The sequence below is a fragment of the Curvibacter sp. CHRR-16 genome (genome assembly GCF_018474005.1).
GTDB lineage: Bacteria > Pseudomonadota > Gammaproteobacteria > Burkholderiales > Burkholderiaceae_C > Allorhodoferax.
This window is the reverse complement of sequence record NZ_JAHCSH010000001.1, coordinates 315516-340281: the sequence shown is the minus strand read 5'-3', so window position 1 is coordinate 340281 and position 24766 is coordinate 315516. Positions and strand designations below refer to the sequence as shown.

Annotated in this window: 21 protein-coding genes; 9 read left to right on the top strand and 12 right to left on the bottom strand. The window is 57.4% G+C overall.

Annotated features, from left to right (window positions below):
• Positions 1–76 precede the first annotated feature (76 nt).
• Positions 77–1165, top strand: coding sequence for a PA0069 family radical SAM protein (locus tag KIK84_RS01605; protein WP_349815891.1), 1089 nt, complete (start codon positions 77–79; stop codon positions 1163–1165).
• A 7-nt stretch (positions 1166–1172) separates the two neighbouring features.
• On the opposite strand, the gene KIK84_RS01600 is transcribed toward KIK84_RS01605, so the two are convergent.
• Entirely contained in the window at positions 1173–2606 is a 1434-nt protein-coding gene (locus KIK84_RS01600) for a hypothetical protein (protein WP_214121231.1), read from the bottom strand.
• Between the two features lie 55 nt (positions 2607–2661).
• Here KIK84_RS01600 and KIK84_RS01595 point away from each other — a divergent pair, with 55 nt between their 5' ends.
• Positions 2662–3474: a YdcF family protein gene (locus tag KIK84_RS01595; RefSeq protein ID WP_214121230.1), complete on the top strand. Its 813-nt coding sequence runs from the start codon at positions 2662–2664 to the stop codon at positions 3472–3474.
• 167 nt (positions 3475–3641) lie between these two features.
• Complete coding sequence (locus tag KIK84_RS01590; protein WP_214121229.1) at positions 3642–6551, top strand: HD domain-containing phosphohydrolase; 2910 nt, start codon at positions 3642–3644, stop codon at positions 6549–6551.
• 7 nt (positions 6552–6558) lie between these two features.
• Here the strand turns inward: KIK84_RS01590 and KIK84_RS01585 are convergent, their stop codons facing one another.
• Positions 6559–7860 carry a hemolysin family protein gene (locus KIK84_RS01585; RefSeq protein WP_214121228.1) on the bottom strand — a complete coding sequence of 434 codons (1302 nt, stop codon included), beginning with the start codon at positions 7858–7860 and terminating at the stop codon, positions 6559–6561.
• A gap of 24 nt (positions 7861–7884) precedes the next feature.
• Here KIK84_RS01585 and KIK84_RS01580 point away from each other — a divergent pair, with 24 nt between their 5' ends.
• The gene (locus KIK84_RS01580) at positions 7885–8739 is read left to right on the top strand and encodes a symmetrical bis(5'-nucleosyl)-tetraphosphatase (protein ID WP_214121227.1); all 855 of its coding nucleotides are present in this window, start codon (positions 7885–7887) and stop codon (positions 8737–8739) included.
• Here KIK84_RS01580 and KIK84_RS01575 read toward each other — a convergent pair.
• From KIK84_RS01575 to KIK84_RS01530, 10 genes are all read right to left on the bottom strand, one after another.
• Positions 8720–10159 (bottom strand): DEAD/DEAH box helicase, encoded by a 1440-nt coding sequence (locus KIK84_RS01575; protein ID WP_214121226.1) that lies wholly within the window; start codon positions 10157–10159, stop codon positions 8720–8722. The genes KIK84_RS01580 and KIK84_RS01575 overlap by 20 nt on opposite strands.
• Positions 10160–10699: 540 nt before the next feature.
• Positions 10700–11682 (bottom strand): IS5 family transposase gene (locus KIK84_RS01570; RefSeq protein ID WP_214121225.1). Its coding sequence is split into 2 segments (ribosomal slippage): positions 10700–11103 and positions 11103–11682, totalling 984 coding nucleotides; the frame shifts between segments, so codons are not numbered across the junction.
• 53 nt (positions 11683–11735) lie between these two features.
• Positions 11736–12770 (bottom strand): hypothetical protein, encoded by a 1035-nt coding sequence (locus KIK84_RS01565; RefSeq protein WP_214121224.1) that lies wholly within the window; start codon positions 12768–12770, stop codon positions 11736–11738.
• A gap of 5 nt (positions 12771–12775) precedes the next feature.
• Positions 12776–13348 carry a dCTP deaminase gene (gene dcd, locus KIK84_RS01560; protein WP_214121223.1) on the bottom strand — a complete coding sequence of 191 codons (573 nt, stop codon included), beginning with the start codon at positions 13346–13348 and terminating at the stop codon, positions 12776–12778.
• A complete protein-coding gene (guaD, locus tag KIK84_RS01555) occupies positions 13345–14718 on the bottom strand; it encodes a guanine deaminase (protein ID WP_214121222.1) in 1374 nt (457 codons plus the stop codon). The genes dcd and guaD overlap by 4 nt, the downstream gene beginning before the upstream one ends.
• Positions 14719–14736: 18 nt before the next feature.
• Positions 14737–15834: a BMP family ABC transporter substrate-binding protein gene (locus tag KIK84_RS01550; RefSeq protein ID WP_214121221.1), complete on the bottom strand. Its 1098-nt coding sequence runs from the start codon at positions 15832–15834 to the stop codon at positions 14737–14739.
• A 76-nt stretch (positions 15835–15910) separates the two neighbouring features.
• Positions 15911–17905: a site-specific recombinase gene (locus tag KIK84_RS01545; RefSeq protein WP_214121220.1), complete on the bottom strand. Its 1995-nt coding sequence runs from the start codon at positions 17903–17905 to the stop codon at positions 15911–15913.
• Positions 17906–18117: 212 nt separating this feature from the next.
• A complete protein-coding gene (gene rbp, locus KIK84_RS01540) occupies positions 18118–18447 on the bottom strand; it encodes an RNA-binding regulator (protein ID WP_214121219.1) in 330 nt (109 codons plus the stop codon).
• Positions 18448–18501: 54 nt separating this feature from the next.
• Positions 18502–18771 carry a translation initiation factor IF-1 gene (gene infA, locus KIK84_RS01535; RefSeq protein WP_214121218.1) on the bottom strand — a complete coding sequence of 90 codons (270 nt, stop codon included), beginning with the start codon at positions 18769–18771 and terminating at the stop codon, positions 18502–18504.
• A gap of 7 nt (positions 18772–18778) precedes the next feature.
• Entirely contained in the window at positions 18779–19045 is a 267-nt protein-coding gene (locus KIK84_RS01530; RefSeq protein WP_214121217.1) for a DUF6566 family protein, read from the bottom strand.
• 391 nt (positions 19046–19436) lie between these two features.
• Here KIK84_RS01530 and KIK84_RS01525 point away from each other — a divergent pair, with 391 nt between their 5' ends.
• The 5 genes from KIK84_RS01525 to KIK84_RS01505 are packed head-to-tail and all read left to right on the top strand — an operon-like array spanning position 19437 to position 24760.
• Entirely contained in the window at positions 19437–20462 is a 1026-nt protein-coding gene (locus KIK84_RS01525) for an ABC transporter substrate-binding protein (protein ID WP_502757534.1), read from the top strand.
• 11 nt (positions 20463–20473) lie between these two features.
• Complete coding sequence (locus tag KIK84_RS01520; RefSeq protein WP_214121216.1) at positions 20474–21292, top strand: ABC transporter ATP-binding protein; 819 nt, start codon at positions 20474–20476, stop codon at positions 21290–21292.
• Positions 21289–22053: an ABC transporter permease gene (locus KIK84_RS01515; RefSeq protein WP_214121215.1), complete on the top strand. Its 765-nt coding sequence runs from the start codon at positions 21289–21291 to the stop codon at positions 22051–22053. The genes KIK84_RS01520 and KIK84_RS01515 overlap by 4 nt, the downstream gene beginning before the upstream one ends.
• Positions 22050–22919, top strand: coding sequence for an urease accessory protein UreD (locus tag KIK84_RS01510; RefSeq protein WP_214121214.1), 870 nt, complete (start codon positions 22050–22052; stop codon positions 22917–22919). The genes KIK84_RS01515 and KIK84_RS01510 overlap by 4 nt, the downstream gene beginning before the upstream one ends.
• Before the next feature lie 44 nt (positions 22920–22963).
• Positions 22964–24760 (top strand): heparinase II/III domain-containing protein, encoded by a 1797-nt coding sequence (locus tag KIK84_RS01505; RefSeq protein WP_214121213.1) that lies wholly within the window; start codon positions 22964–22966, stop codon positions 24758–24760.
• Positions 24761–24766: the final 6 nt, after the last annotated feature.

Below are 24766 nucleotides of genomic sequence, written 5' to 3'. Positions count from 1 at the left end.
TCAGTACATGTGCGCCGCACCCCGTCACCCCACAGCCAAGCCAGCATCCGCCGCAGTCGCCCCCACAACCGCCCCTGTGGCCGAGGTGGTACTGCCCACCCCCAGCCTGAAAGGCAGGGGCAGCGCGGTGCAGCACGCCCATCGCTTTGCCAGCGAACAGCGCGCCCCCTGCGACGACGGTTGGCAAAGCTGGGACGCCCTGTGGCCCGAGCAAACTGGCCCCACCAGCACTGAAGTGCGCTGGGAAGACGCGCGCAGCGCCATCGTGCGCAACGACTCCCCCGACCTCGCGTTTGACCAATCCATCAACCCCTACCGGGGCTGCGAACACGGGTGCAGCTACTGCTACGCGCGCCCCACGCACAGCTATTTAGGGCTGTCACCGGGTTTGGACTTTGAGCGCATCATCATCGCCAAGCGCGGCTTGGCCGACCGCCTGCGCGACGAACTGTGCAGCCCCAGCTACCAGCCTCGGCCCATCGTCATCGGCTCTGCCACCGACTGCTACCAACCCATAGAGCGCGAGCTGCGCATCACCCGCAGCGTGCTGGACGTGCTGCAGCAAGCCCACCACCCGCTGGCGCTCATCACCAAATCCAGCGCGGTAGAGCGCGACTTGGACGTGCTAGCCCCCATGGCCCATGCAGGGCTGGCTGGCGTGTACCTGACCATTACCACGCTGGACGCAGACCTGGCCCGCCGCCTAGAGCCCCGCGCTGCCAGCCCACAGCGCCGCCTGCGCACCGTGCAAACGCTGGCCCAGGCCGGGGTGCCAGTAGGCGTGAGCGTGGGGCCGCAAATACCTTTCATCACAGAAGACATGGAGCAGGTGCTGCAAGCCGCCGCCCAAGCCGGTGCGCGCAGCGCCTTCTACACCGTGCTGCGCCTGCCGTGGGAGCTGAAAGAAGTGTTCCCGCAGTGGCTAACCCAGCACTACCCCGAACGCGCCCAGCGCGTCATGGCACGCCTGCGCGAACTGCACGGCGGCCAAGACTACAGCCACCAGTGGGGCCAGCGCATGCGCGGCCAAGGCCTGTGGGCCGATCTGCTGCGCCAACGTTTTCACAAAGCCTGCGAACGCTATGGCCTGAACCAAACCCGCACCCCGCTGGACGTGGGCCAGTTCAGGCCGGGGGAGCTGCGGGGGCAAGGGAGTTTGTTTTAGACACCTATCAGTTCTTTTCTTTTTGCAATTCGTCTTGGGCATCTAAGCCTGTATCGACTTGCTTTCTTTTTTCCTCCAAAAGCTTTTCGCTCTTTTCTGAAAGCTTTTTAGCCATGGATGAAAACCCGGGTATTTTGGCTAATCGCTCAACTGATGCTGCAAGCTTCGCACTATTTTCCAAAGCCTCCATTAATGGATGATCAGACTTCTGATAATCTGTAATAAGCTTTCCTGGATTTTCAGAGCTTACATGCAACAAATTAAAAAGCAATTTTTCACGAAGCTCATTCTTAACACTATCACTTTGTGAAAGATCACTAATTTGCTTAGAAAGGCCTGAAAAAGTTTTCCCAAGAACAGATTTATGAGTATATTCCTCAATCAATCTTTTAGATAAGTTTATCTTTTTATTTGCTGAATGAGCCAACCAAAGAATAGGAACATAGATTGGCATCATCAGAACAATCATTTTTGGAGTATCTTCAACAACCTTTAGTATATCAATGCCTTTACCAACAACAAGAAAAAAATCTACAGCAATAGGAATAAAAGAAATACATATCAAACCAATAACACACTTTATAAAAACTGCCGCATTTCTTTTTTGCTCAACAACCTCCTCTCTTTTCTTCTTATCGTAGGCATGACTAAGACCTGTAGCCAATGCCCCAGGCAGCAAATCCTCCAATTGTCGCAGAGTGTTTTTATATTCTTCACGCGATGCAGAAATAAAAGAGGAGAAATCTTTATTTGAAGAAATTTTTAAATCCTTAAAATCCTTCGAAAGATTTTGAAAACCTTCCATTAAATCATCAAAAGATTTCTTCAACTCATCCTTTAACCCATCAACATGCACATCCTCACCATCTTCATTTTTTGTATCATGCCCTATTATTTCTTTATAAACAACATCAATAAATGAATTTTTCTTTTGTGCAAATGCCAACTGCGACTGAACATTATTATAAATATCATTTATTTTTTTAGCATCTTCATTCGCAGTTACTTTGCACTCTTCTAGGCTTTTCTTTATTTCATCCAGTGCAGACAATTCAGATTGAAGAGCATCAATTTCTTTTAACTTACCAGCAACTTGATCATGCTGCCCATCAATTACATGAACCAAATTATTTGATTTTATGAGATTATCTTGAATTTGCCCTTCTTTCTCTTTAGCACTCGAACTTATACTAGCAATTGCCTTAAGCAAAGATGCAAACGCTGATTTTTCTTTTTTCAAGGATGATAAAAAATCGTTTACTTCATTTTTTCTAGCATCTATTTCGGAAGAAAATTGCTCTATAGAGTTTACAGACAGAAAAATATTATTAACCCTTTTCTCCAGCAAAACAATTTTTTCATCAAGAGCATCAGCTGCAGAGCCAGCAATCTTCTCTGGAGTTGATAAATCATTCCCATGAATATACTCATCAGTTGGCATTAGTCCCCCTTATTAATAAAGTAAAACTACAATACCATACTTTATAGCTAACGTCATGCTTCTCCACACCCTCACCCACTACCTCGGCGCTTTGCTTGAACCCATAGCCGCTGTCACAGCCCTGCTGGTGCTGGGCTGTGTGCTGCAGTGGCTGGGGCGCAGGCCGCAGCGCAAACGCTTGGCGCTGTGGGCTTGGCGCATGCAGGTGGTGGGGGTGGTGGCTTTGCTGCTGTTGGGCTGGCAGGCGGTGCCGCAGTACGGGCTGTACTGGCTGGAGTCGCGCTATGCGCTGCCCGCTACCACGCCCGATGCGGCCAGCCTGCGCCAGTACCGGGGCGTGGTGGTGCTGGGCGGTGGCACAGCCAGTGGGCGGCTGCAAGCGCAGCACCCGCAGCAGGTGCTGTTCAATGAAGCGGGCGAACGGCTGGTGGTCTCGGCCCTGGTAGCCAAAGCCCACCCCCAGCTCACGCTGCTGTACACAGGGGGTGAAGGCGATCCGCTGGGTATAGGGCCCAGCGAAGCGGAGCGTGCACGCCAGTTTTACCAAGCCATGGGGGTGCCAGCACAGCAGGTGGTGTACGAAGGTCAATCGCGCACCACCTATGAAAACGCCTTGCGCAGCGCGGAATTGCCGGGCATAGACCGCCAGCAGCCGTGGCTGTTGATGACATCCGCATGGCACATGCCCCGGTCTATGGCCACTTTCCAGAAAGCCGGCTGGAACGTGACCGCCTACCCGGTGGACTACCAAGGCGATGCACAGTTTGTATGGTACGAATACAGCCTCATTGGTGGCGCTAACAGTTGGAGCACACTGGCGCACGAACTACTGGGCATATTGGCCTACAAGTTGCAGGGCAAGGCCTAGGTATTGGCAGCTTTGCCAGCAGATTAGACTTTCTGGTCATTTGCACCAGCGATTGAATCCGGTATATTGGCTCCAACACCTGTTTCGTGTTGCATTTGTGCTCTACACCGTGGGACACCGATGCGATCATGGATCACTCTGCATGGCGGTCTACCTTTACATGCCCAATGCCTCTAGCACCACACTCCCCCTCAACACATACTCTTCGTAGCCACCGCATTCATGGGTTACCGATAAAGTTTGGTGTTTCAGGACTTGTTGTTGCAGGCATGATTTTTTTGGCTGCTGTTCTGGTATCGGTCGGTTGGTGGGGTGGACGACAAATATTGTTGGATATGGCCGAACGCTCTGCTCTTGATTCGGGCCGCATCATGACCGAGCGCTCGCGCAGCATCATTGAACCGCCTATCGCTGCATTGCGACAACTCGCGTTCGATCCAATCACGCAGGCAAAAAACCTCCAAGAGCGATTGGCCCGCATAGGGGCGTTTTCTGCCACGCTGGTGGCCAATCCTCTGGTATCGGCCGTGTACGTGGGCTACCCCAATGGGGACTTTTTTTTGATCCGATCATTGCTTAGGCAAGAACAGCGCACCGTTGTAGCGGCCCCTTCTGGGGCGCATTTTCTTGTGCAGACGGTGACGCTGCAACCTGCTGGTAAACGCCAAGGGCAATACCGCTTTTACGACAAGAATCTTCAGTTACTGCAACAGCGTGAAGAACCCCAGTACCGATTTGATCCACGCACAAGGCCTTGGTATGCGGTGGCCAATAGGGCGTTGGCCCCTTCTGTCTCGCCTCCTTACATTTTTTTCACCACCCGACAGGTGGGCATAAGCCTGTCACAACTCGCCCAAACCAGTGACGCTGTAGTGGCCATAGACATGGCCCTTGATGACATTGCCACGAACCTGAGCAATCTGCGCCTGACCCCACACAGCGAACTGGCTCTGGTGGATGAGGCCAACAAAGTGATTGCCTATAGCGACATGGGCAAAGTGCTAGAGCAAAAAGGGGACACATTTTCTTTTCGCAGTCTGGATGAATTAGGGGTGGCCAGCCTGAGCAAGTTAGTGTCAAAGAACCGACGCAATGACCAAGACGCTCTCTATGAGATAGACAACAAAGAATGGTTGGGCTTGTCGATCCCGTTTGACGTTATCAACGATCACCCCATGCATCTGCTGATCGCAACCCCAGCAGACGAGTTGCTAGGGCAACTGGCACACAATCGCAAGACACTGGTCACGCTGGCCGCTTTGTTGGTCATTGCCTTCTTGCCGTTGGGCTGGTGGGCTGGGCTACGGATTGGTCGCAGCATTGAGCGAATAGCTAGCCAAGCACGGGGCATGTCCCGATTTGACTTCAGCAAATCAAGCAGCAATCGCAGTGCACTGCGGGAAGTCAATGTGCTCTCTGAGATGGTTGACAACGTGAGCCAGACCGTGGAGGCGTTTCTGGACATCAGCGCCATTCTGAGCACCAAACCCGATGTGGAAGAAATGCTTGAGCAGGTCTTGGAGAAGTTCATCCTCGCTACGCGCTGCAATGGGGGTGCCGTCTACTTATGGAATGGCAAAACACAGCAAATGCAACGTTGCGCGATGTATGGTGACTCCAACGGGCTGAGCGATACCGTGGAATATTCGCAAGAGCTGGCATCGCAACCTATATACCAAGGTGTAGATGGCAATCACCTGCGTATGGAGTTGGTTTTACGCGGACGCAGCGGTTCATTGGAAGGCTTGTTGGTGTTATTGCATGACACCGATGCTGCGCACGAAGACCCTCGCTTTTTGGGCTTTGCACAGCGTCTCTCGGGCATGCTGGCCGTAGCGATCGAAACTCGCCAACTGATCGTGTCGCAAAAGGAACTGCTGGAATCCATCATTCGCCTGATGGCCGATGCTATCGATGCCAAAAGCCCCTACACAGGCGGTCACTGTGAGCGGGTGCCTCATCTGGCTGTTATGTTGGCAGAACGCTTGGAGACCGAACAGCAAGGCCGCTACGCAAGTTTTCACATGAACGATGACGAGCGGTACGCATTCCGACTGGCTGCTTTGCTGCACGATTGCGGCAAAGTGACCAGCCCGGAACACATTGTCGACAAGGCCACCAAACTCGAAGTGATTTACAACCGCATCCACGAAATCAGGATGCGCTTTGAGGTGTTGTGGCGTGACGCCGAACTCGAACTGCTTCGCCCAATTTCGCGCAATCTGCCGCCGCAACAATGGATGGCTATGCGCCAACAACTCGATACCCGGCATGCACAGTTGCAAGAGGAATTTGCCTTCGTAGCGCAATGCAATGTGGGCGGTGAAGCCATGTCTGCGCACGCTATTGAAAGGCTACAAAAGATCGCGCAACAGTCTTGGCAACGGCATTTCGATGACAGTTTGGGCTTGTCCGCTGAAGAAGAACGACGCCTTGCTACCACCCGAGGCAATACAGTCCCCCCAACTTTACCCATCACCGAACGCTTGTTGGCAGATCGCCCTGAGCATCTGATCGCCTGGGACGATGAACATCGCCCCGCAGTAGAGCGCAACAATCCCCGCAACACCCTTGGCTTTGATATGGATCTGCCGCTTTACCGACAGAACATGGGGGAACTGTACAACTTGACAATTCAACGCGGCACACTCACTGCGGAGGATCGTTTCGCTGTCAACAACCACATCGTGCAGACGCTGGTTATGCTCAAGAGCCTGCCGTGGCCAGAGTCACTCCAGAGTGTCCCCGACACTGCTGCCAATCACCATGAAAAAATGGATGGAACCGGCTATCCAAGAAGGCTGCACGCCGGTTCTTTGCCTCTGCAAGACCGCATCATGGCACTGGCCGATGTCTTTGAAGCTTTGACAGCCGCAGATCGGCCCTACAAACCGATGAAGACACTTTCAGAGGCACTGCGCATCATGGCCCGCATGTGCCGAGATCAGCATCTCGATACCGAGTTGTTTCGGTATTTTTTGCGCAGCCAACTGTGGCGCGTCTATGCCAGCGAGTTCCTCAAGCCAGCCCAAAACGATGCGGTAGATATAACCGCCATAGAGGCCCTGTTGAACTAGCTGGCCCTTACGCCTGCACGTCGTGCCAAGCGCGCACTTGATCCACGCGGCGGCCTTGTAGCTGCACCACCTCAAAGCGCCAGCCGGCACAGACGATTTGCTCGCCCTGCTGCAGCATGCGGCCACTCTCAGCCAGCAGCAGACCTGCCAGCGTGTTGTAGCGGCCGCGCTCTTCGTCGGGCAGCTCGCGTTCTATCTCCAGTCGGGCTTTGAGTTCGCCAATGGGCATGGTGCCATTGAGCAGCCACGAACCGTCGTCTTGCAAGGTGGCCCAAGCGTCTTCTTGTTGGTCAGGGCGCAGCTCCCCGGTAATGGCCTCCAGCACGTCGTGTGGGGTCAGCAAACCTTGCAGCACGCCGTATTCGTCCACCACGTACACCATGCGGGCCGCCTGCTCGCGGAACTGCTGTATCAACTCCATGGCGCTGAGGGTTTCGGGCACAAACACTGCAGGCTCGGCCACGGCCTCCAGCGACAAGCCAGGGTTGGTTTGCACATCCAGCAGGCGCGCCATGCTCACTTGGCCCACCACCTGCTCAAGCGACTGGCGGCACACGGGATACCACGAATGCACGTCTTTTTGGGCATGGTGGCGTATGTGATCCAAGGCTTGGTGCACGGTCAGGCTGGCGTCCATCCACGCAATGTCTTCACGCGGGCGCATGATGCTGGTGAGCGAGCGGTCATCCAAATGGAATACGTTGCGCACCATTTGGTGTTCGTGCGCTTCGATGATGCCCGCATCCACGCCTTCCTCTAGGCTGGCGGAGATTTCGGCTTCGGTGACGGTTTGACCAGCATTGGCGTTGATGCGCAGCAGTTTGAGGATGGCCTGTGTGCACATAGCCAACAGGCGCACAAAAGGACGCGCTACCTTGGCCACCCACGCCATAGGGCGAGAGACCAGGCGGGCTACGGGTTCGGGGTACATCTGGCCAATGCGCTTGGGCACCAGTTCACCAAACACAATGGTGGTGAAGGTGATGATGGTGACCACAATGGCCGTGGCAGTGATATCGGCAGTGCGCTCTGACAGCGGGGCCACGTGCTGCAGCCAGTTGCCCAAGCTTTCGCTGAAGGCGGCTTCCCCCACAATACCGTTGAGCATGCCAATGGACGTGATACCCACCTGCACGGTGGACAAGAATTGGGTGGGCTGATCCAGCAAAGCCAGTGCAGTGGCAGCACCTTTGTCGCCATCGTCAGCCATGGCTTGCAAACGCACTTTGCGGCTGGCGGTGAGCGCCAGTTCAGACATGGCAAATACACCGTTGAGCAAAGTCAGCACCACAATCAGCAGAAAATCCATACACCCTTTTTACAAAACAAAGACATGGCAATGTACCTGATTGGCGACCTGCAGGGCTGCGACAGCGCACTGCAACGGTTGCTGGACAAGCTGGACTTCTCCCCCAGCCGCGACACCCTCTACCTGCTGGGTGACTTGGTGAACCGTGGCCCAGAGTCTCTGGCTGTGCTGCGCCGACTGATGGCGCTGGGCGATGCGGCGCGCTGCATTCTGGGCAACCACGACCTGCACCTACTGGCCGTGAGCCAAGGCGTACGCCGCCCGCACCGCAGCGACACGCTGGACGACATACTGCAAGCCAGCGACCGCCCCGCCCTGCTGGACTGGCTACGCCAGCAGCCCCTGGCTCGGCTGGAACACGTAGGCAACACCCCGCTGCTGATGGTGCATGCTGGCGTATTACCCAGCTGGACTGCTACAAAAACGATAGCGCTTGCAGCAGAAGTAGCAAGCCTTCTGGCCGGAAATGATGGCATGGCGCTGCTGCAGCACATGTATGGCAACCAGCCCGACCGCTGGAGCGACGCACTAGCAGGCCCAGACCGTTGGCGCGTGATCGTCAACGCGCTCACGCGCATGCGTTTTTGCAGTGCCGAGGGGGTGATGGAGTTCCACGCCAAGATGGGCGCAGATGAGGCCCCCACTGGCTACCTGCCGTGGTTTGACGTACCAGAACGTGCCACCCGCGACGTGGCGGTAGCCTTTGGCCACTGGTCTACGCTGGGATGGTTAAACAAGCCCAATGTGTTTGCACTGGACAGCGGCTGCGTGTGGGGTGGTTGCCTCACCGCCCTGCGCTGCTGGAACGCAGGGGGAGCACTGCACACCGAAAAGATTGATGTGCAGTGCGAAGGCGCTGCTACGCCTGGGGCGGAGTGAAACTGTCAGCTGGTTTGAACAGCGCAGCCACTTTGCGCTTGGGTTTGATGTTGGGCGACAAACGGCCCGCTGCAGCGCTGCGGGTATTGGCCGGGGCAGCCTCCCAAGCGGGTTGGGCGTCGCTGCTGCTGGGTTCGTAGGGTTTGGTAAAGAAAGGGTCGAGCGACTTGGCTGGCATGCGGTAGCCGCTGTTGGCACGGCTGCTGCTGGTGTCATCCTCGCTGCGCTCGGTGCGGGCAGGCTTGCCCGAGAGGCGGCGAATGCGGTCACGCGGGGTTTCCAGCCAGTCCATCTCCAGCACGGTGGCTTTGATCTTGATGAGTTTTTCCACCTCGGCCAGCAGCTTGGTATCACCACCGTCCACAAAGCTCACGGCCAAGCCCGACGCACCTGCACGGCCTGTGCGGCCAATGCGGTGCACGTAGTCTTCGGCGTTGAAGGGAATGTCGATGTTGAACACGGCAGGCACGTCTTTGATATCCAAGCCACGTGCCGCCACGTCGGTACAAATGAGCAAATCGACCTCACCCTTTTTGAACGCGTCCAGCGCTTTGAGTCGCTCGTCCTGCGATTTGTCGCCGTGCAGGGCCGCCACTTTGTAGCCGTCGCGCTCCAGATTGCGCGTCAGGCGCGAACAACCGAGCTTGCTGTTCACAAACACAAAAGCTTGTTTGATCTGCTCGCGCTGCACGATATCGAGCAAGGCAAAGCGCTTGTCGTCCTCATCGACCTTGTAAAACTTTTGCGTCACCGTGGATGCCGTGGCGTTGGAGCGCGCCACTTCGATGGTAATGGGGTCTTGCAAGTAGCTGGAGGCCAAGCGCTTGATCTCGGGCGAGAACGTGGCGCTAAACAGCAGCGTGGTGCGCTGCTTGGGCAGGTAGCTCAGGATGCGTTGCAGGTCGGGCAAAAAGCCGATGTCCAGCATGCGGTCGGCTTCGTCCAGCACCACATATTCCACTTGGTTGAGCACCACGGTTTTGGCTTCGATGTGGTCGAGCAAACGGCCCGGCGTGGCCACCAGCACTTCAATGCCAGTTTTGAGCTCAGCCGTTTGCGGTTTCATGTCCATGCCGCCAAAGACCACCGCACAGCGCAGGTTGGTGTACTTGGAGAACAGCTTGATCTGCTGGGCCACTTGGTCGGCCAACTCGCGGGTGGGCAGCAGCACCAAGGCACGCACGGGGTGGCGCGCTGGCGAGGTGGAGCTGCTCTCGTGCTGCATCATGCGTTGCAGCAGTGGCAGCGCAAAGGCCGCCGTTTTGCCGGTGCCGGTCTGGGCTGCGCCCATCACGTCACGTCCCGTGAGCACCACGGGAATGGCCTGCGCCTGGATGGGCGTCATGGTTTGGTAGCCCATCTCGGCAATTGCGCGTTGAATGGGTTCGGCCAAGGCCAGATTGGAATAAGAGTCTGTCATGCGTCTGCGTAAGGTTGATACCGGGGGAGCCCGGATGCAACGCCCACAGCGCGCACAAGGCTCGGCCTCGTATTATCGCACCCCGTGCAATTGCAGCAGCGTTAACCCTAGTGAGTGGCATCATTTCTGCACTCTCTAAGGCCATCCTGTCGCGAATTGAAATGTTTGCGGAACTGACTGTGATGGCTGGTGCACACCACGAATAGCCCTACCGGGGTGTCATCCACGTCAGCCGAACGCTGAAGATGGCGCAAAAGACCGCGGAGGCAGCCTTGGATGCCAACTACTACGAAAGTTCAAGCATTCAGTGGTGCAGGTGGGATGCAAGTTTTCACGCCTTGAACAGCCTCAAACCTTCGAGAACACATGAAAGCAGCGGTCAACAAAGCATCTAGGGATGGTCTGCATAAGCCCCGCCACAATGCGAGTTGATGCCTGAATCTTCACATGGCGAAACCAGCGTTGAATTTGCCGCTGATTTCCCGCTCATTGGGCTCTTTGAGCCCCGTTTTCGGCTCCTTACCCATGCTGCAGGCGCACTCATGCTTGCAGCCCCTGCACCATTCGCTTGCGCGCCATCCACAGGTTGGACATCGCAAACATCACCAGCAACTGATTGGTGTTCTTGGCTAGGCCACGGTAGCGTACCTTGCGATACCCAAACTGGCACTTAATCACTCGAAACGGATGCTCCACCTTGGCACGGATGCTGGCCTTGAGTTTTTCCAGTTGCTCGCGCAATGCGTTCACAAGCTTGCTCTTGTCCATGACCTTGCGCTCACTGGGCGTCATGGCTATGAGCCAGTCCACTTCGGGATGCTGATCCTGGATTTCTTCACGCTTATGAACTCCCCGGTAACCGGAGTCGGCAAAGACAACTTCTTCCTCGCCATGCAGCAAGGCATGTGCCTGTGTGATGTTGTGCGCGTTGGCCGCTGTGGTCGGACGGTGTGTACCAAACCAGAATCAGCGTCCACACCAATGTGCGCCTTCATGCCAAAGTGCCACTGGTTGCCCTTCTTGGTTTGGTGCATCTCCGGGTCTCGCTCACCGCTGTCGTTCTTGGTCGAGCTGGGGGCGGCAATTAAGGTGGCATCGACTACGGTGCCTGTCTTGAGCATCAAGCCACGGTCAATGAGTTTGGCGTTGACGCTGGCCAAAATCTGTTGTCCCAGCCCGTGCTCTTGGAGCAGGTGTCTGAAGCGAAGAATCGTGCTCTCGTCGGGTAAGCGGCTGATGCCAGCATCCAGATGGGCAAACTCTCGGTACAGCGGTATGTCGTGCAAGGCCTCTTCCATGGTCGGGTCGGAGTGACCAAAGAACTGTTGCAGCAAGTGAATGCGCAACATCACTTGGGTGGGAAACGGCGGTCTGCCTGTCTTGCCCTCGGGTACATGCGGTGCAATCAGTGCCAGTAGCTCAGTCCAAGGAATCACCAGATTTATTTCCTCTAGAAACTCACGCTTGCGCGTGCGCTTGGTCACAAGCTCGAATCCGGTGTGGGCAAGGCTCATTTGTTTCATGGCTCTACTGTCTCATAGCGGGCAGGCACAGGGGGGAGTTTTGCAGACGTTCCCTAAGGTTTTTGGCAGTTTAATAATTCTTGCCCCCCAAAAGGGATAACCATGCTTTGATATTCCTTTTTCATTTCAGAATCAACTTCATTTCTCCAGCGCTTATACCCACGCTTAAAATAATTAAAAGAAAAAACAAGATCAACATAGTCAACAGAAATATATCTATTTGAATCACCATCAACAGGGAAGTATCGCTTAACATCGTTCGAAATAATTTTATCACCGCACACTATAGATTTTTGCGCATCAAAACGCAAAGCAAAGTCCAGCGAAGACATTTTTAAGAAATCATACTGAAACAAGAATGGAATTGTATAAACCCAAACCACAGATGAAAAAAAACACCACATCAATCGATCCATTACCAGGGACTTAATAATTTTTCTCCAACCCACCTTCTCACTCGGCAACAAAAAAACCCTAATCAAAAACAATATCTCAAAAAGAATAACAAAAATGGAAAAAACAAACCAAAAACCCAAAAACAAAAACAAAACACCTATTACTACAGAATAGAAATTTACAGAGGCAATTAGAGCAGAACTTGAAACACCAAGAAAAACATTTAACTCACTCGCCGCCTCTCCTCTTGCATGCCAAAGTATAGGAGCAATTAAAAACGAACTCAAAAGCGAGAGTGACGTCAAAAACAAACCATTAACATTTTTTAAAAAATTAAATGAGATAAAGAAAACAGAAGACAAACACAACAAAAAGCAACAGTACAATATAAAAACAAAATATTCAAAATCAGCAACTATTGCTCCACAATAACAAAATAGAACAATATAAGAAAATTGAAATAAACCAGACAGAAACAAAAGAAATAAAGATGGAATAAATTTATCGAAAAATAAGTCAAATCGATTAACAGTTATTAAAAAATCATAAGAAAAACTAGTTTTCCGAATCCATCTTCTACAATCAACCAGAAACCAAAATATTTTTTCTAAAGACCAGACAAAAAGGCACATTAGAAAAACAAAAAGCGCTCCGAGGAGCGCTGTAAAAAGCAAAGCCAGTATTTCAAGCATTCGTTTTACGCCTTGGGCAGCGTCACACCGTGCTGGCCTTGGTATTTGCCGTTGCGGTCGCGGTAGCTGGTTTCGCAGACATCGTCTTTGTCGCTCTCAAAGAACAGCACCTGCGCGCAGCCTTCGCCCGCGTAAATCTTGGCGGGCAGCGGCGTGGTGTTAGAGAACTCCAGCGTCACGTAGCCTTCCCACTCGGGCTCGAACGGCGTGACGTTGACGATGATGCCGCAGCGCGCATAGGTGCTTTTGCCTAGGCACACGGTCAGCACGTTGCGTGGAATGCGGAAGTACTCCACCGTGCGGGCCAGCGCAAAGCTGTTGGGAGGGATGATGCAGCTATCACCATGAAAATCGACAAAGCTTTTTTCGTCGAAGTTTTTCGGATCCACCACGGTGCTGTGGATGTTGGTGAAGACCTTGAACTCGGGCGCGCAGCGGATGTCATAGCCATAGCTGCTGGTGCCGTAGGAGATGACCTTGCGGCCTTCTACATGGCGCACTTGGCCAGGCTCAAACGGCTCGATCATGCCGTGTTCCTCGGCCATACGGCGAATCCAGCGATCACTCTTGATACTCATAACAGCGCAGCTCCTAAAACTGGGGCGGATTGTACGGACCCTACAGGCTTGCCATCCTTGTAGGCAATGTGGGTGTGCTCCACCAAGCGGTCGTCCCCCAGCACGATGAGGGCGAACAGCCACTCCTCCACGCTGCGGGCCTGCGCCGTACGGCGCGCCAGCAGCGGCGTGGCTTGGGGGTTGAGCACGATGAAGTCGGCCTCGCAGCCGGGCAACAAGTTGCCCACTTGGCCCTCCAAACCCAAGGCTTGGGCGGCACCCGCCGTGTGCTGCCACCACAACTGCGGCGGTGTGAGCGACAAACCCGGCTTGGCCGGGTGCTGGGCACTGGCCTGCACGGCAGTGCGCCCCACGTAATAGGCTGCCAGCATGGTGTGGAAGGGGCTGAAGCTGGTGCCCCCGCCCACATCGCTGGCCAGCCCATGCAAATAGCCCATGCGGTGGGCTCCTTCGTAGTCAAAAAAACCGCTGCCCAAAAACAAGTTGCTCGTAGGACTGATGGCAGCAGCCGTCTGGCGCTCGCGCATCAGGGCGCGGTCGTCGTCGTCAAAGTGGATGCAGTGGGCGTAGACGGCGCGCTGGCGCATCAACCCCAGCTCGGCATAGGTTTGCAGGTAGCTGCGGTGCGCGGGAAAGAGTTCGCGCACCCACGCGATTTCGTCCACGTTCTCGGCCACATGGCTTTGTATCCATACATCGGGGAACTGGGCTGCCAGCTCGCCCGCACCGCGCAGCTGCGCCTCGGTGCTGGTGGGCGCAAAACGCGGCGTGATGGCATAGCCCAAGCGGTCCACGCCGTGCCACTGGCGTATCAGCGCCTCGGTCTGCTGCAAGCTGTCCTGTGTGCCGTGGAGCAAAAAGTCAGGCGCGTGGCGATCCATCAGGCACAGGCCGGTGATGAGGCGCAAGTGCTGCGCCTTGGCCTGTGCAAACAAGGCCTGCACGCTGCTGGGGCTGCTGGTGGCAAACGTGAGTGCCGTGGTAACACCATTGCGCAGCAGTTCTGCTACAAAAAATGTAGCAACCTCAGCAGCATGGGCAGGCTCTGCGAAGCGTTTTTCTTCGGGAAAGGTGTAGTTCTCCAGCCAAGGCAGCAGGCCACTGGCGGGCGAGCCGATCACGTCCACCTGCGGGTAGTGGATGTGCATATCCACAAAGCCCGGCGCAATGACCTTGCCGGGCCAGTGCTGCACGGCTACGTGCGCGTAGTGCTCTTTCAGGTCGCTCCATGCGCCAATAGCGTGCACCACCTCCACGCCACCGGCACCGGTAGTGGTGACCAGCAGGCCATCGGTCTCGAAGTGAACGTGCGGCTGCAAGGCAGTGCTGCCGGAGACAAACCACAACAAACTGGCGCGGTAGGCGTGCATAGGGTCAGGCTTTTCTCTTCAGTGGATAGGTGGGGCTAGCACACCTTGGGCCAACCAGTTCATGGTGGCGATTTGCTCGTCGGTGAGCGATTGCCCTTTGGCGATGACGATGCGACCTGCATTGTCGCGTACATCAGCCCGCGCTGCGAAGGGCAGCAAGCGCCCTTGGGCAATGGCTTGTTGCTGGCGCAGCACCTCTTGCTGCACGGCGACTGGCACCTGCGGGCCAAAGTCGCCCACACGGATCAGGCCCTGCGCCACCCCACCCCACAGGCGGATGGGTTTCCAACTGCCATCGAGCATGGCGCGGGTGCGCTCGGTGTAGTAGAGCCCCCATTCGTGGGTAATGGCCAATATTTGCGCCTGTGGGGCCACAGCACGCATGTCCGAGTGGTAGGCCACGGCCCACTTGCCGCGCTCTTGGGCAGCCACCATCACGGCGTTGGAGCCCGTATGAAAGGCCAACACGTCAGCGCCTTGGTCCATCAGCGTCATGGCGGCATCGCGCTCGCGGCTGGGGTTGAACCATTCGTTGAGCCAAATAACCTTGACCTGCGCCTTGGGATCAACCGAGCGCATGCCCAGCGTGAAGGCGTTGATTCCCTGCAGCACCTCGGGGATAGGGAAACCCGCCACATAGCCCGCCACATGGCTCTTGCTCATGCGGCCCGCGGCGATGCCTGCCAAATAACGCCCCTCGTAGTAGCGGGCGTTGCTGGCCGCGACGTTGGGCGCGGTTTTGTAGCCCGTGACGGACTCGAACTTCACATCGGGGAACTCTTGCGCCACCTTGAGCGTAGGCTCCATATAGCCAAAGCTGGGCGTGAAGATGAGTTTGGCGCCTTGGCGCGCCATGTCGCGGATGACGCGCTCGGCATCCACCCCTTCGGCCACGTTCTCGGCGTAAATGGTCTGCACCTTGTCCCCCAAAGCGGCCTGTACGGCTTGGCGCGCCACTTCGTGCTGGTGCACCCAGCCTGCAGGGGTAATGGGTGCCACATACACAAAGCCCACCTTGACGGGTTCAGCAATGGCTGCGGGAGCAGCAAGGGCAACGGGGGGGTGCACTAGGCAAGACAAAGCGGCCACGAGCGTGGCTGCGAGGTTTTTGTACATGGTAGTCCTCTACATGGCTCCGAAACACAATGAACAAGGCCCGCCGGAGCGTGCGGGCCTTGGGGTGCGATTATGCCTAGTGGCTGTGGGAACTGCTAGGCGGGGTGTTCTGGGCCTCTTGCGGTGGCCAGACAAAATCCCGTGGACGCTGTTTGAAGCGTTGCCACACCGCCCTCAGCAAAGCCCCTCTGTCGTGCACGCGGATGCGGCGCGACTTGAGCGCCACGCGCAGCGCCAAGGAAAAGCTCACCCCCAAATTGGTCAGCCCTATCAAGAACACGCCCAAGCAATACACCAGCGCATCGCCCCAGTAGACCGCAAAGCCCAGCGCTTGGGACGCATAGGCCAAGTTGGCCGCGCCAAAAGTGATGTGCCGAATATCCAGCGGCATGCCCACAATAAAGCCAATGGTGCCCATGCACCCGAGCATGAAGCCAAAGGCAAAGTTGCCCGCCAGCGCGCCCAGGTTGTGCTCCACATAGCGGGCCACAGCGTCCAGCCTGCGCGCTCCCAGCAGTCGGCGCAGCCAGCGCACACGGCGCAAACGGTCGGGCACGCGGTTGTAGATGGCTTTGTTGTCGTAATAGCCCGATATCAGGCCCGCCATGAACAAAAAACACCCTGCTATGGCGGCGTGCACGATGGCCAAGCTGTGCCACGGATGCAGGTCGTGCAGCAGGTGGGCCGCTTTGTCGGCACTGACAAAAGAAGCCCCTTTGTACGCCGTCCAGACCATAGCGACCGACGTGGATACCAACAGTGCTACCAGCACATTGCCCACGATGGCGATGAACTGCGTGCGCGACACTTGTGCAATGGTCTCGGCCAACGCCTCGTAGCGGCCTTGCGCCAGTTTGCGCGGGTCCAAGGCAGCGGCCAGCGTGGCCGCCGTCATGGCCGGCTGCTTGGTGGCGATGGTGAAGCCACACAGGTGGATGAACACAAAACCCAGCCCGTAGTTGAGGCTGTAGCCCAGCGCCTCCCACGCTGGTGCCAAGTGCAGCGAGCCGATGTACATCTTGATGATGGCCATAAAGGCCACGAACACGCCAGCACCTGCAGCGGCGCGAAACATGGTCAAGAACTCGGCGCGGCTGCTGGCTACATAGTGCTCACCGGTTTTGCTGGCGTGCTCGGTGATTTGCAGCGAGAGCAAATCGGTCACGCTGCTAAACAGTTCGCGCACGCTGCCGCGTTGCGACTCGTAGCGCACCAGACTGACAAAAAACCCAATCCCCCCCGATTGACCACGCAGTAACTGCAGCATGGTCTGCATGCGCTCGATCATTTGTTCGGCACGGGTCAACAACCAACTCAGGCGCACGGCAGCACCAGCTTCGTGCGAGAGCTTGCGAATGCGCGCCAGCACCTCGGTGCACTGGGCCAGCAGCACCTCGGCGTGGGCGGCATCGAGCATGGGCTGGCTGGGTTCGCTCAGGCTGGTTTGCCAGCGGTGCAGCACGGTTTCTAGCTCGCGCTGTTGGGCCAAAAAGGGCGAGTCGTACTCCACCAGTTGGGGGTAGTAGCGCACCATTTCTGGCTCCAAACCCACAGCCGCTAAGCGACAGGCCAGTATGCGCAAGGCCTCACCCATTTCAAACTGCACATGGCGCTGCGCCGCAGGCGTACCGGGTTGGTCTTGCAGCACCAGCAGCAAGTCCTGCCACAGCGTCGCAGGCAAGGACTGCAACCACGGTGCATCGTGTTTGTGGGGGAATAACTCGTCGAGCAAATCGCGCAAAAAGCGCTCATCCAAAGCCGGTGGCAGCAAACGGTTGCCCACGCGGTGCCAAAGCTCGCTGAAAAAACCGGTGTTGGACAGGATGCCGCTTTCTGCCAGCAAAAAACTGTGGTCGCGCGCCACCAGCAAGCCGCCAAGGTAGCTGGCCAAGGCTTGGGCCAATTTGGGTTGGCCGCGCAACACGGCAATGAGGGTTTGCATGCGCTCTGTGGCATCGGCCACATCGCCCACGCGCGCGGGGCGCAGGCAGTTCACCAAATCCACCAGTGCAGCTGTGTCACTGGACTGGGGCTGCGCCGCAATGTGTTGAAGTACGTTGTGCAAAGCCATAAGGTCTCTGCCCTCCTTTAGCCTGATTGCGGGGGGATGACCTTAACAGATTTGTACAAAGGCATTGAGACAGCACAGATGCTATCAATTTGATAGCTGCTTCAGCTTACTGGACGGGCTGTACAGCCCGTTTTTATGCAAACTGGCTGCACCGCGCTGGGCAGCCAGAAATCCACCAGGCCTCAGAGAATGAGGCCTGCGCAGACAAGGGCTTAGTAGGAGCGACGGCCACCGCCGTTGAAACCACCACCGCCGTAGCCACCACCAAAGCCACCGCTGCGGGGAGGGCGGCTTTCTTGGGGGCGGGCTTCGTTGACGATGAGGTTGCGGCCTTCAAAAGCCTGCTCGTTGGAGCCACGGATAGCGGCTTGGGCTTCGTCAGCGTTGGACATTTCGACAAAGCCAAAACCTTTGGAGCGGCCTGTATCGCGTTCCATCATGACTTTGGCGGACAAAACAGTGCCAAAAGCGGAGAAGTGTTGGTGCAGGTTGTCGTCACGCACGTTGTAAGACAAATTGCCTACGTAGAGTTTGCTGGTCATATGAATGTTCTTTCTGTCAGTGTGAATAAGAGAGGGGGCCGCGCGCTTACTTATTTAGCGAAAGCGGCGACGTGGGGCAGCCGAAGGGGCGCCGTTGGGACGCGGGGGCAAATGGCGGAAGGTGATGCGGCCTTTGTCAAAGTCATAAGGCGACATCTCCACCGTCACTTTGTCCCCCGCCAAGATGCGGATGTGGTGCTTGCGCATTTTTCCGCCGGTGTAGGCGATGAGGCCGTGGCCGTTTTCTAGTTTCACGCGGTAGCGCGAATCAGGGAGCACCTCGTCAACGGTGCCTTGCATTTCAATCAAGCTTTCTTTGGACATGGTGCTCCTAGTTCGTGGCCATGGAGGCCGGGTGAAAGGCGATTTGCTGCTCCAGCGCGAAGCAGTTGGCTTCTTGCTGCGCGTAGCGCAAGGCAGCGTCTTGGGTGCTGAATTCGGGCACGAAGCGCATCACGCGGTCGTGCGTACTGCGGCCTTGGCCGCGGCGAATGGAGAGTGATGCTGTGAAATGCCCCGCAGGGTTTTGCCGCACAAAGGGCGAGAGCAGGTATTTGCCTACCTGCAAGCAAGTCGTTGTAGTTGTAATGGTGAACATGTTGAAGCGGACACAGGCCACTGCCCGAGCCGCGATGGAGTTGGAAAGCAACCCAGCGTTGAAAAAAAGTGGGTTGGTGTACAGCTCGCCTAAGAGGAAGAAGTTTGACGAGCCCAGTGGCTGGTGAGATCAGCCGGAGGCAGGCTATTAATGCCTTTGGGGGGAGCGATGGGCGCTATTGTACTCGCACACCGTCCAAGCCGCTTGCAAAGACGCAGCGACCCATGTACCACGCAAAAAAAGCAGGACGCAACCGGGTGTCATGTTTTGAAGATTCGTCCATGGCGGGGGCCTGAAACAGGCACCCATCTTGCTTGGTGTAGGCTGTATGGAAAACAAACAGGAGGATTCGATGCACGCACCGCACAAACGCCGCTTCATGGAGCGTTGTATGCACACCGTGGCCAGTGCAGCACTGGCCATTACCACAGGGGCTGGCTTGGGCACAGCGCACGCTGCCGACTTGCTACCCATCAAGTTCCAGCTCGACTGGCGCTTTGAAGGTCCGGCTGCACTCTTCCTGACGCCGCAGGCCAAGGGCTACTTCAAGGCGGCGGGTTTGGACGTGACCATCGACGCGGGCAACGGATCGGGTGGTGCGGTGACCCGCGTGGCATCGGGCACCTACGACATGGGTTTTGCCGACCTGGCTGCACTCATGGAGTTCCATGCCAACAACCCCGACGCCCCCACCAAACCCGTGGCGGTGATGATGGTCTACAACGCCACGCCAGCCTCGGTTATGGCACTCAAGAAATCGGGCATCAAAACCGTGACCGACCTAGCAGGCAAGAAACTGGGGGCCCCCGTGTTTGACGCCGGACGCCGCGCCTTCCCCATTTTGGCCAAAGCCAACAAGATTGGCAGCGTGCAATGGGTCAGCATGGATCCTCCGCTGCGCGAAACTATGCTGGCCAAAGGCGATGTGGATGCCATCACCGGCTTTACCTTCACCTCGCTGCTCAACTTGGAAGCGCGGGGCGTGAAAACCGAGGACGTGGTGGTGCTGCCCTACCCGCAAAACGGCGTCAAGCTGTACGGCAACGCCATCATCGCCTCGCCCAAGTTGATCAAAGAACACCCCGAAGCCGTGAAAGCTTTTCTAAGCGCTTTTGCCAAAGGCATGAAGGACGTGATGGCCAACCCTGCTGCCGCCATTGGCGACGTGAAAGCGCGTGATGGCATCATCAACACCGAGCTGGAAACGCGCCGCCTCAAGCTCGCCATAGACACCGCCATCAACACCGAAGGCGCGCGCAGCGAGGGCTTTGGCAACGTGAGCCTGCCACGCTTGGCGCTGATGGCCAGCCAAGTGGGCGATGCCTTTGCCACCAAAACCCGCATCAACCCCGACGCGGTGTGGAACGGCAGCTTCCTGCCCAGCAAGGCCGAACTGGCCATCTTGCCCAAGCCATAAGACCACACAGCATGGCGTTTATCGAGTTTGACAATGTGTGGCTGGCCTACACGCAAGCCTTGGCTGCGCAAGGCCAGTTTGCAGTGGAAGACATCAACCTGCAGGTGCAGCGCGGCGAGTTCATCGCCATCGTGGGGCCTTCGGGTTGTGGCAAAAGCACCTTCATGAAACTGGCCACCGGGCTGAAAAAACCCACACGCGGCAGCATCCGCATCGATGGGCAGCTGGTCAACGGGCCACTGAAAATTTCAGGCATGGCCTTCCAAGCCCCCAGCCTGTTGCCGTGGCGCACCACGCTGGACAACGTGCTGCTGCCGCTGGAAATCGTGCAGCCCTACCGCAGCCAGTTCAAACAGCGCAAGGCCGAGTACGCTGAACGTGCCCGCCAACTGCTAGCCAAGGTCGGTTTGGCAGGCTACGAGGACAAGTTCCCGTGGCAGCTCTCGGGCGGCATGCAGCAGCGCGCCAGCATTTGCCGCGCCCTGATTCACGAACCACAAATGCTGCTGCTGGACGAACCCTTTGGGGCGCTCGACGCCTTCACCCGCGAAGAACTGTGGTGCACCCTGCGCGACCTGCAGGCCGAGCAGCAGTTCAATGTCATTTTGGTCACCCACGACCTGCGCGAGAGCGTGTTTCTGGCCGACACGGTGTACGTGATGAGCAAAGGCCCGGGCCGCTTTATCACGCGGCGCAACGTGAACCTGCCACGCCCACGCGATTTGGACGTGACCTACACCCCAGCGTTCAGCGACATCGTGCACGAGCTGCGCAGCCACATTGGCGCTGTGCGCCAAGCCCCCACCTCCCCTGCGGAGTCCGCCGCATGAGCCCCTCCCTGTACCGTTGGGCCCCGTGGTTGCTGCTCGCCCTGTTGCTGCTGCTGTGGCAAGGCCTGTGCAGCGCCTTGGCGGTGTCCGAATTCATCTTCCCCAGCCCGTGGCGCATTGCCACCCAACTGTGGGAATTCAAAGCCACCATTGCCCTGCATGCTTGGCGCACCTTTTGGGTCACCTTGGTGGGCTTTGGCATCGCCATCGTGGTGGGGGTGCTGCTGGGTTTTGTCATCGGCAGTTCGCGCTTAGCCTATGCCGCGCTGTACCCGCTCATGACCGGGTTTAACGCCCTGCCCAAAGCGGCCTTCGTGCCCATCTTGGTGGTCTGGTTTGGCATAGGTGTGGGGCCGGCCATCCTGACGGCGTTTCTCATCAGCTTCTTTCCCATCATGGTGAACATGGCCACTGGCTTGGCCACGCTGGAGCCCGAGTTGGAAGACGTGCTGCGCGTGCTGGGTGCACGGCGCATGGATGTACTGCTCAAAATCGGCCTGCCACGCAGCCTGCCCTATGTGTACGGCTCGCTCAAAGTGGGCATTACGCTGGCCTTTGTAGGCACCACGGTGTCCGAAATGACCGCCTCCAACGAAGGCATAGGCTACTTGCTCATCTCCGCTGGATCGTCCATGCAAATGGGCTTGGCCTTTGCAGGCCTGGTGGTGGTGGGCGCTATGGCCATGGTGATGTACGAACTCTTTAGCTTGCTGGAGCGCCACACCACTGCGTGGGCGCACCGTGGACAACATAACGCATGACTTGGCACGCCCGACTCAGCCTGCACTACCAGCAGGATCGCAGCGCTTTGCGCACCCTCGCCCGCTTTAGCCACGACGGCCCGCTGCGCATTTTGCAAAGCCTGTACCCCGAAGGCGATGCCATTTGCCACAACGTCTTGGTACACCCCCCCGGTGGCTTGGTAGGGGGCGATACGCTGGACATTGCTGTGCAACTTGATAGCGGCACGCACGGCCTCATCACCACCCCGGGGGCCAGCCGCTTTTACCGCAGCGACGGCCCACTGGCCACCCAGCGCACCGTGCTGCAGGTGGCAGCCGATGCCCGGCTGGAGTGGCTGCCGCTGGAGGCCATTTGCTTTGACGGCTGCAACGCCCTCAACCACCTGGAACTGCAGATAGCCCCCGGCGGCTGCGTGCTGGGCTGGGACGTGACCGCGTTGGGCCTGCCCCATGCGCAACAGCCCTTTGTGCGTGGCAGCCTGCAGCAGCACCTAGAGCTACCGGGGGTATGGCTGGAACGTGGCCGCATCCAAGCCGACGATGCCTTGCTGATGAACGCCCCCGCAGGCTTGGCCGGGCAGCGCTGCTTGGCCACACTGTTTTGGGCCCAAGGCAGCGATATAGGGCGTGACCAGCGTGAGCAACTGCTGGACAGCGCCCGCACCGCCATAGACGTTGCCCGTGGTGCAACAGCAGCCCCCACCACTGCACCCCAGACCCCGCTGCACGCCGGGGCCACGGCAGTACACCCGCAGGTGGTGGTGGTGCGGGTGCTGACCCCCACGGTAGAGCCAGCCATGCAGTTGCTGCGCCAGATCCGCCGCCAGTGGCGTGCCCAGCACTGGGGCTGTGCTGCCCAAGACCCGCGCATTTGGGCTATGTAGAAGCGGCTAAGCTAGTGCCCCTATCGCCTAGGAAGGAGACAGGCATGCAACGACGTGCACTCTTGACCGCTTTGGCAGCGCTGGCTGCCCTCCCCCCTCTGGGAGCCCAAACAGCCACGACCAACCTGCCTCCCCACCCGCGCCTGCTGGCTACGGATGCCGACTGGACTGGCCTGCAAAGCCGCCGCCAAGCCGATCCCGACCTAGAGGCCTTGGTGCAAATACTGCTGGAACGTGCACGCAAAGACACCAAGCTGCCACCGCGCGAGCGGGTGCTAGAGGGAAAGCGTTTGCTCACCGTGTCTCGCGATGTACTGCGCCGCACCCTGCTGTGGGCGTTTGCGTGGCGCATCACTGGCGATGCGCTCTTTGCCGAGCGCGCCAAAACCGAAATGCTGCAAGCCGCCAGTTTCAGCGACTGGAACCCCAGTCACTACTTGGATGTGGCCGAAATGACCACCGCCTTGGCCATTGGCTACGACTGGCTGCACAGCGTGCTCAATCCCGAAGAACGCCAAACCCTGCGGCGCGCCATCGTGGACAAAGGCATTGCCCAAGCCCGCAATGGCCACAAAACCTTTTCCATGCTCAACAACTGGGGACAGGTGTGCATAAGCGGCATGGTGCTGGGTGCATTGGCCGTGCAAGAAGACGAGCCGCAACTGTGCTCCGACCTGCTGGCTGCCGCACAGAAGAAAGTGCACTTGGCCCTGCAAGCCTATGCCCCAGATGGGGTCTACCCCGAAGGCCCCAGCTACTGGGTCTATGGCACGTCTTACACCGTTCTGCTCGTAGCAGCCTTGCGCAGTTGTGGTTTTGGCGGTATCGACAACTGGGGCCTGTTGCAAGACCCCGGGCTGCTGCGCAGCACCGAGTTTTATGCCCAATCAATCGGCCCCACGGGCAAGCACTTCAACTTTGCCGATAGCAGCGACAGCCAAGAGCTGGCTGCGCCTTTTGTCTATTTGGTGCGCGAGTTGCAGCAACCCGATTGGCTACAGACCAAGCGCACCATGGTGCGCAGCAAACAAGGTGCCAGCGACCGCTTTGCCCCCTTGGCAGCACTGTGGTGGCCCACCAGCCAAGTGACCAGCAGTGCCAACACCACGCCCTTGCAGTTTGTTGGCCAAGGGCCGCAGCCTGTGGCCATTTGGCGCTCCTCGTGGAGCGACCCACAGGCTTGGTGGTTCGCCATCAAAGGTGGTGGTTGCGCGCACAACCACGCCCATATGGATGCAGGTGGCTTTGTGCTGGAAGCCATGGGGGTGCGCTGGGCCACAGACTTGGGCATGCAGAACTACGAAAGCCTAGAGAGCAAAAAGGTCGACCTGTGGAACATGAAGCAAGGCTCGCCACGCTGGCGGATTTTTCGCTTGGGCAACGACGCCCACAACACCCTGATGCTGGATGGGCAACTGCACAACGCTACCGGTATGGCCACGCTCCACACTCCCAGCCCAGAAGAAGCGGTACTGGATTTGAAGCCCGTCTTTTTGCCCGGCCAAGTGCAAACGGCCAGCCGCACAGCACGCTTTGCGGCCCGCAGTGTGCTGCTGCATGACCAGTTAGAGGGCACCAGCGCCGGTTTGCCCGTGCGCTGGGCCATGACCACGCAAGCCCAGATAGAAATACAAGGCGACAGTGCCCTGCTGCACCAGAACGGGCAAACCATGGAACTGCGCTTTAGTGGCAACCCCGTGCGCCTGAGCGTGCGTGATGTCGCCAACACAGGCAACCCACTCGATGCAGCCAACCCCAACACACGCCAACTGCTGGCCAGCGGGAACAGCGATGACCAAGGCCAATGGCAATTGCAGGTGGCCTTTACAGCCCGCAGCTAAGCCAAA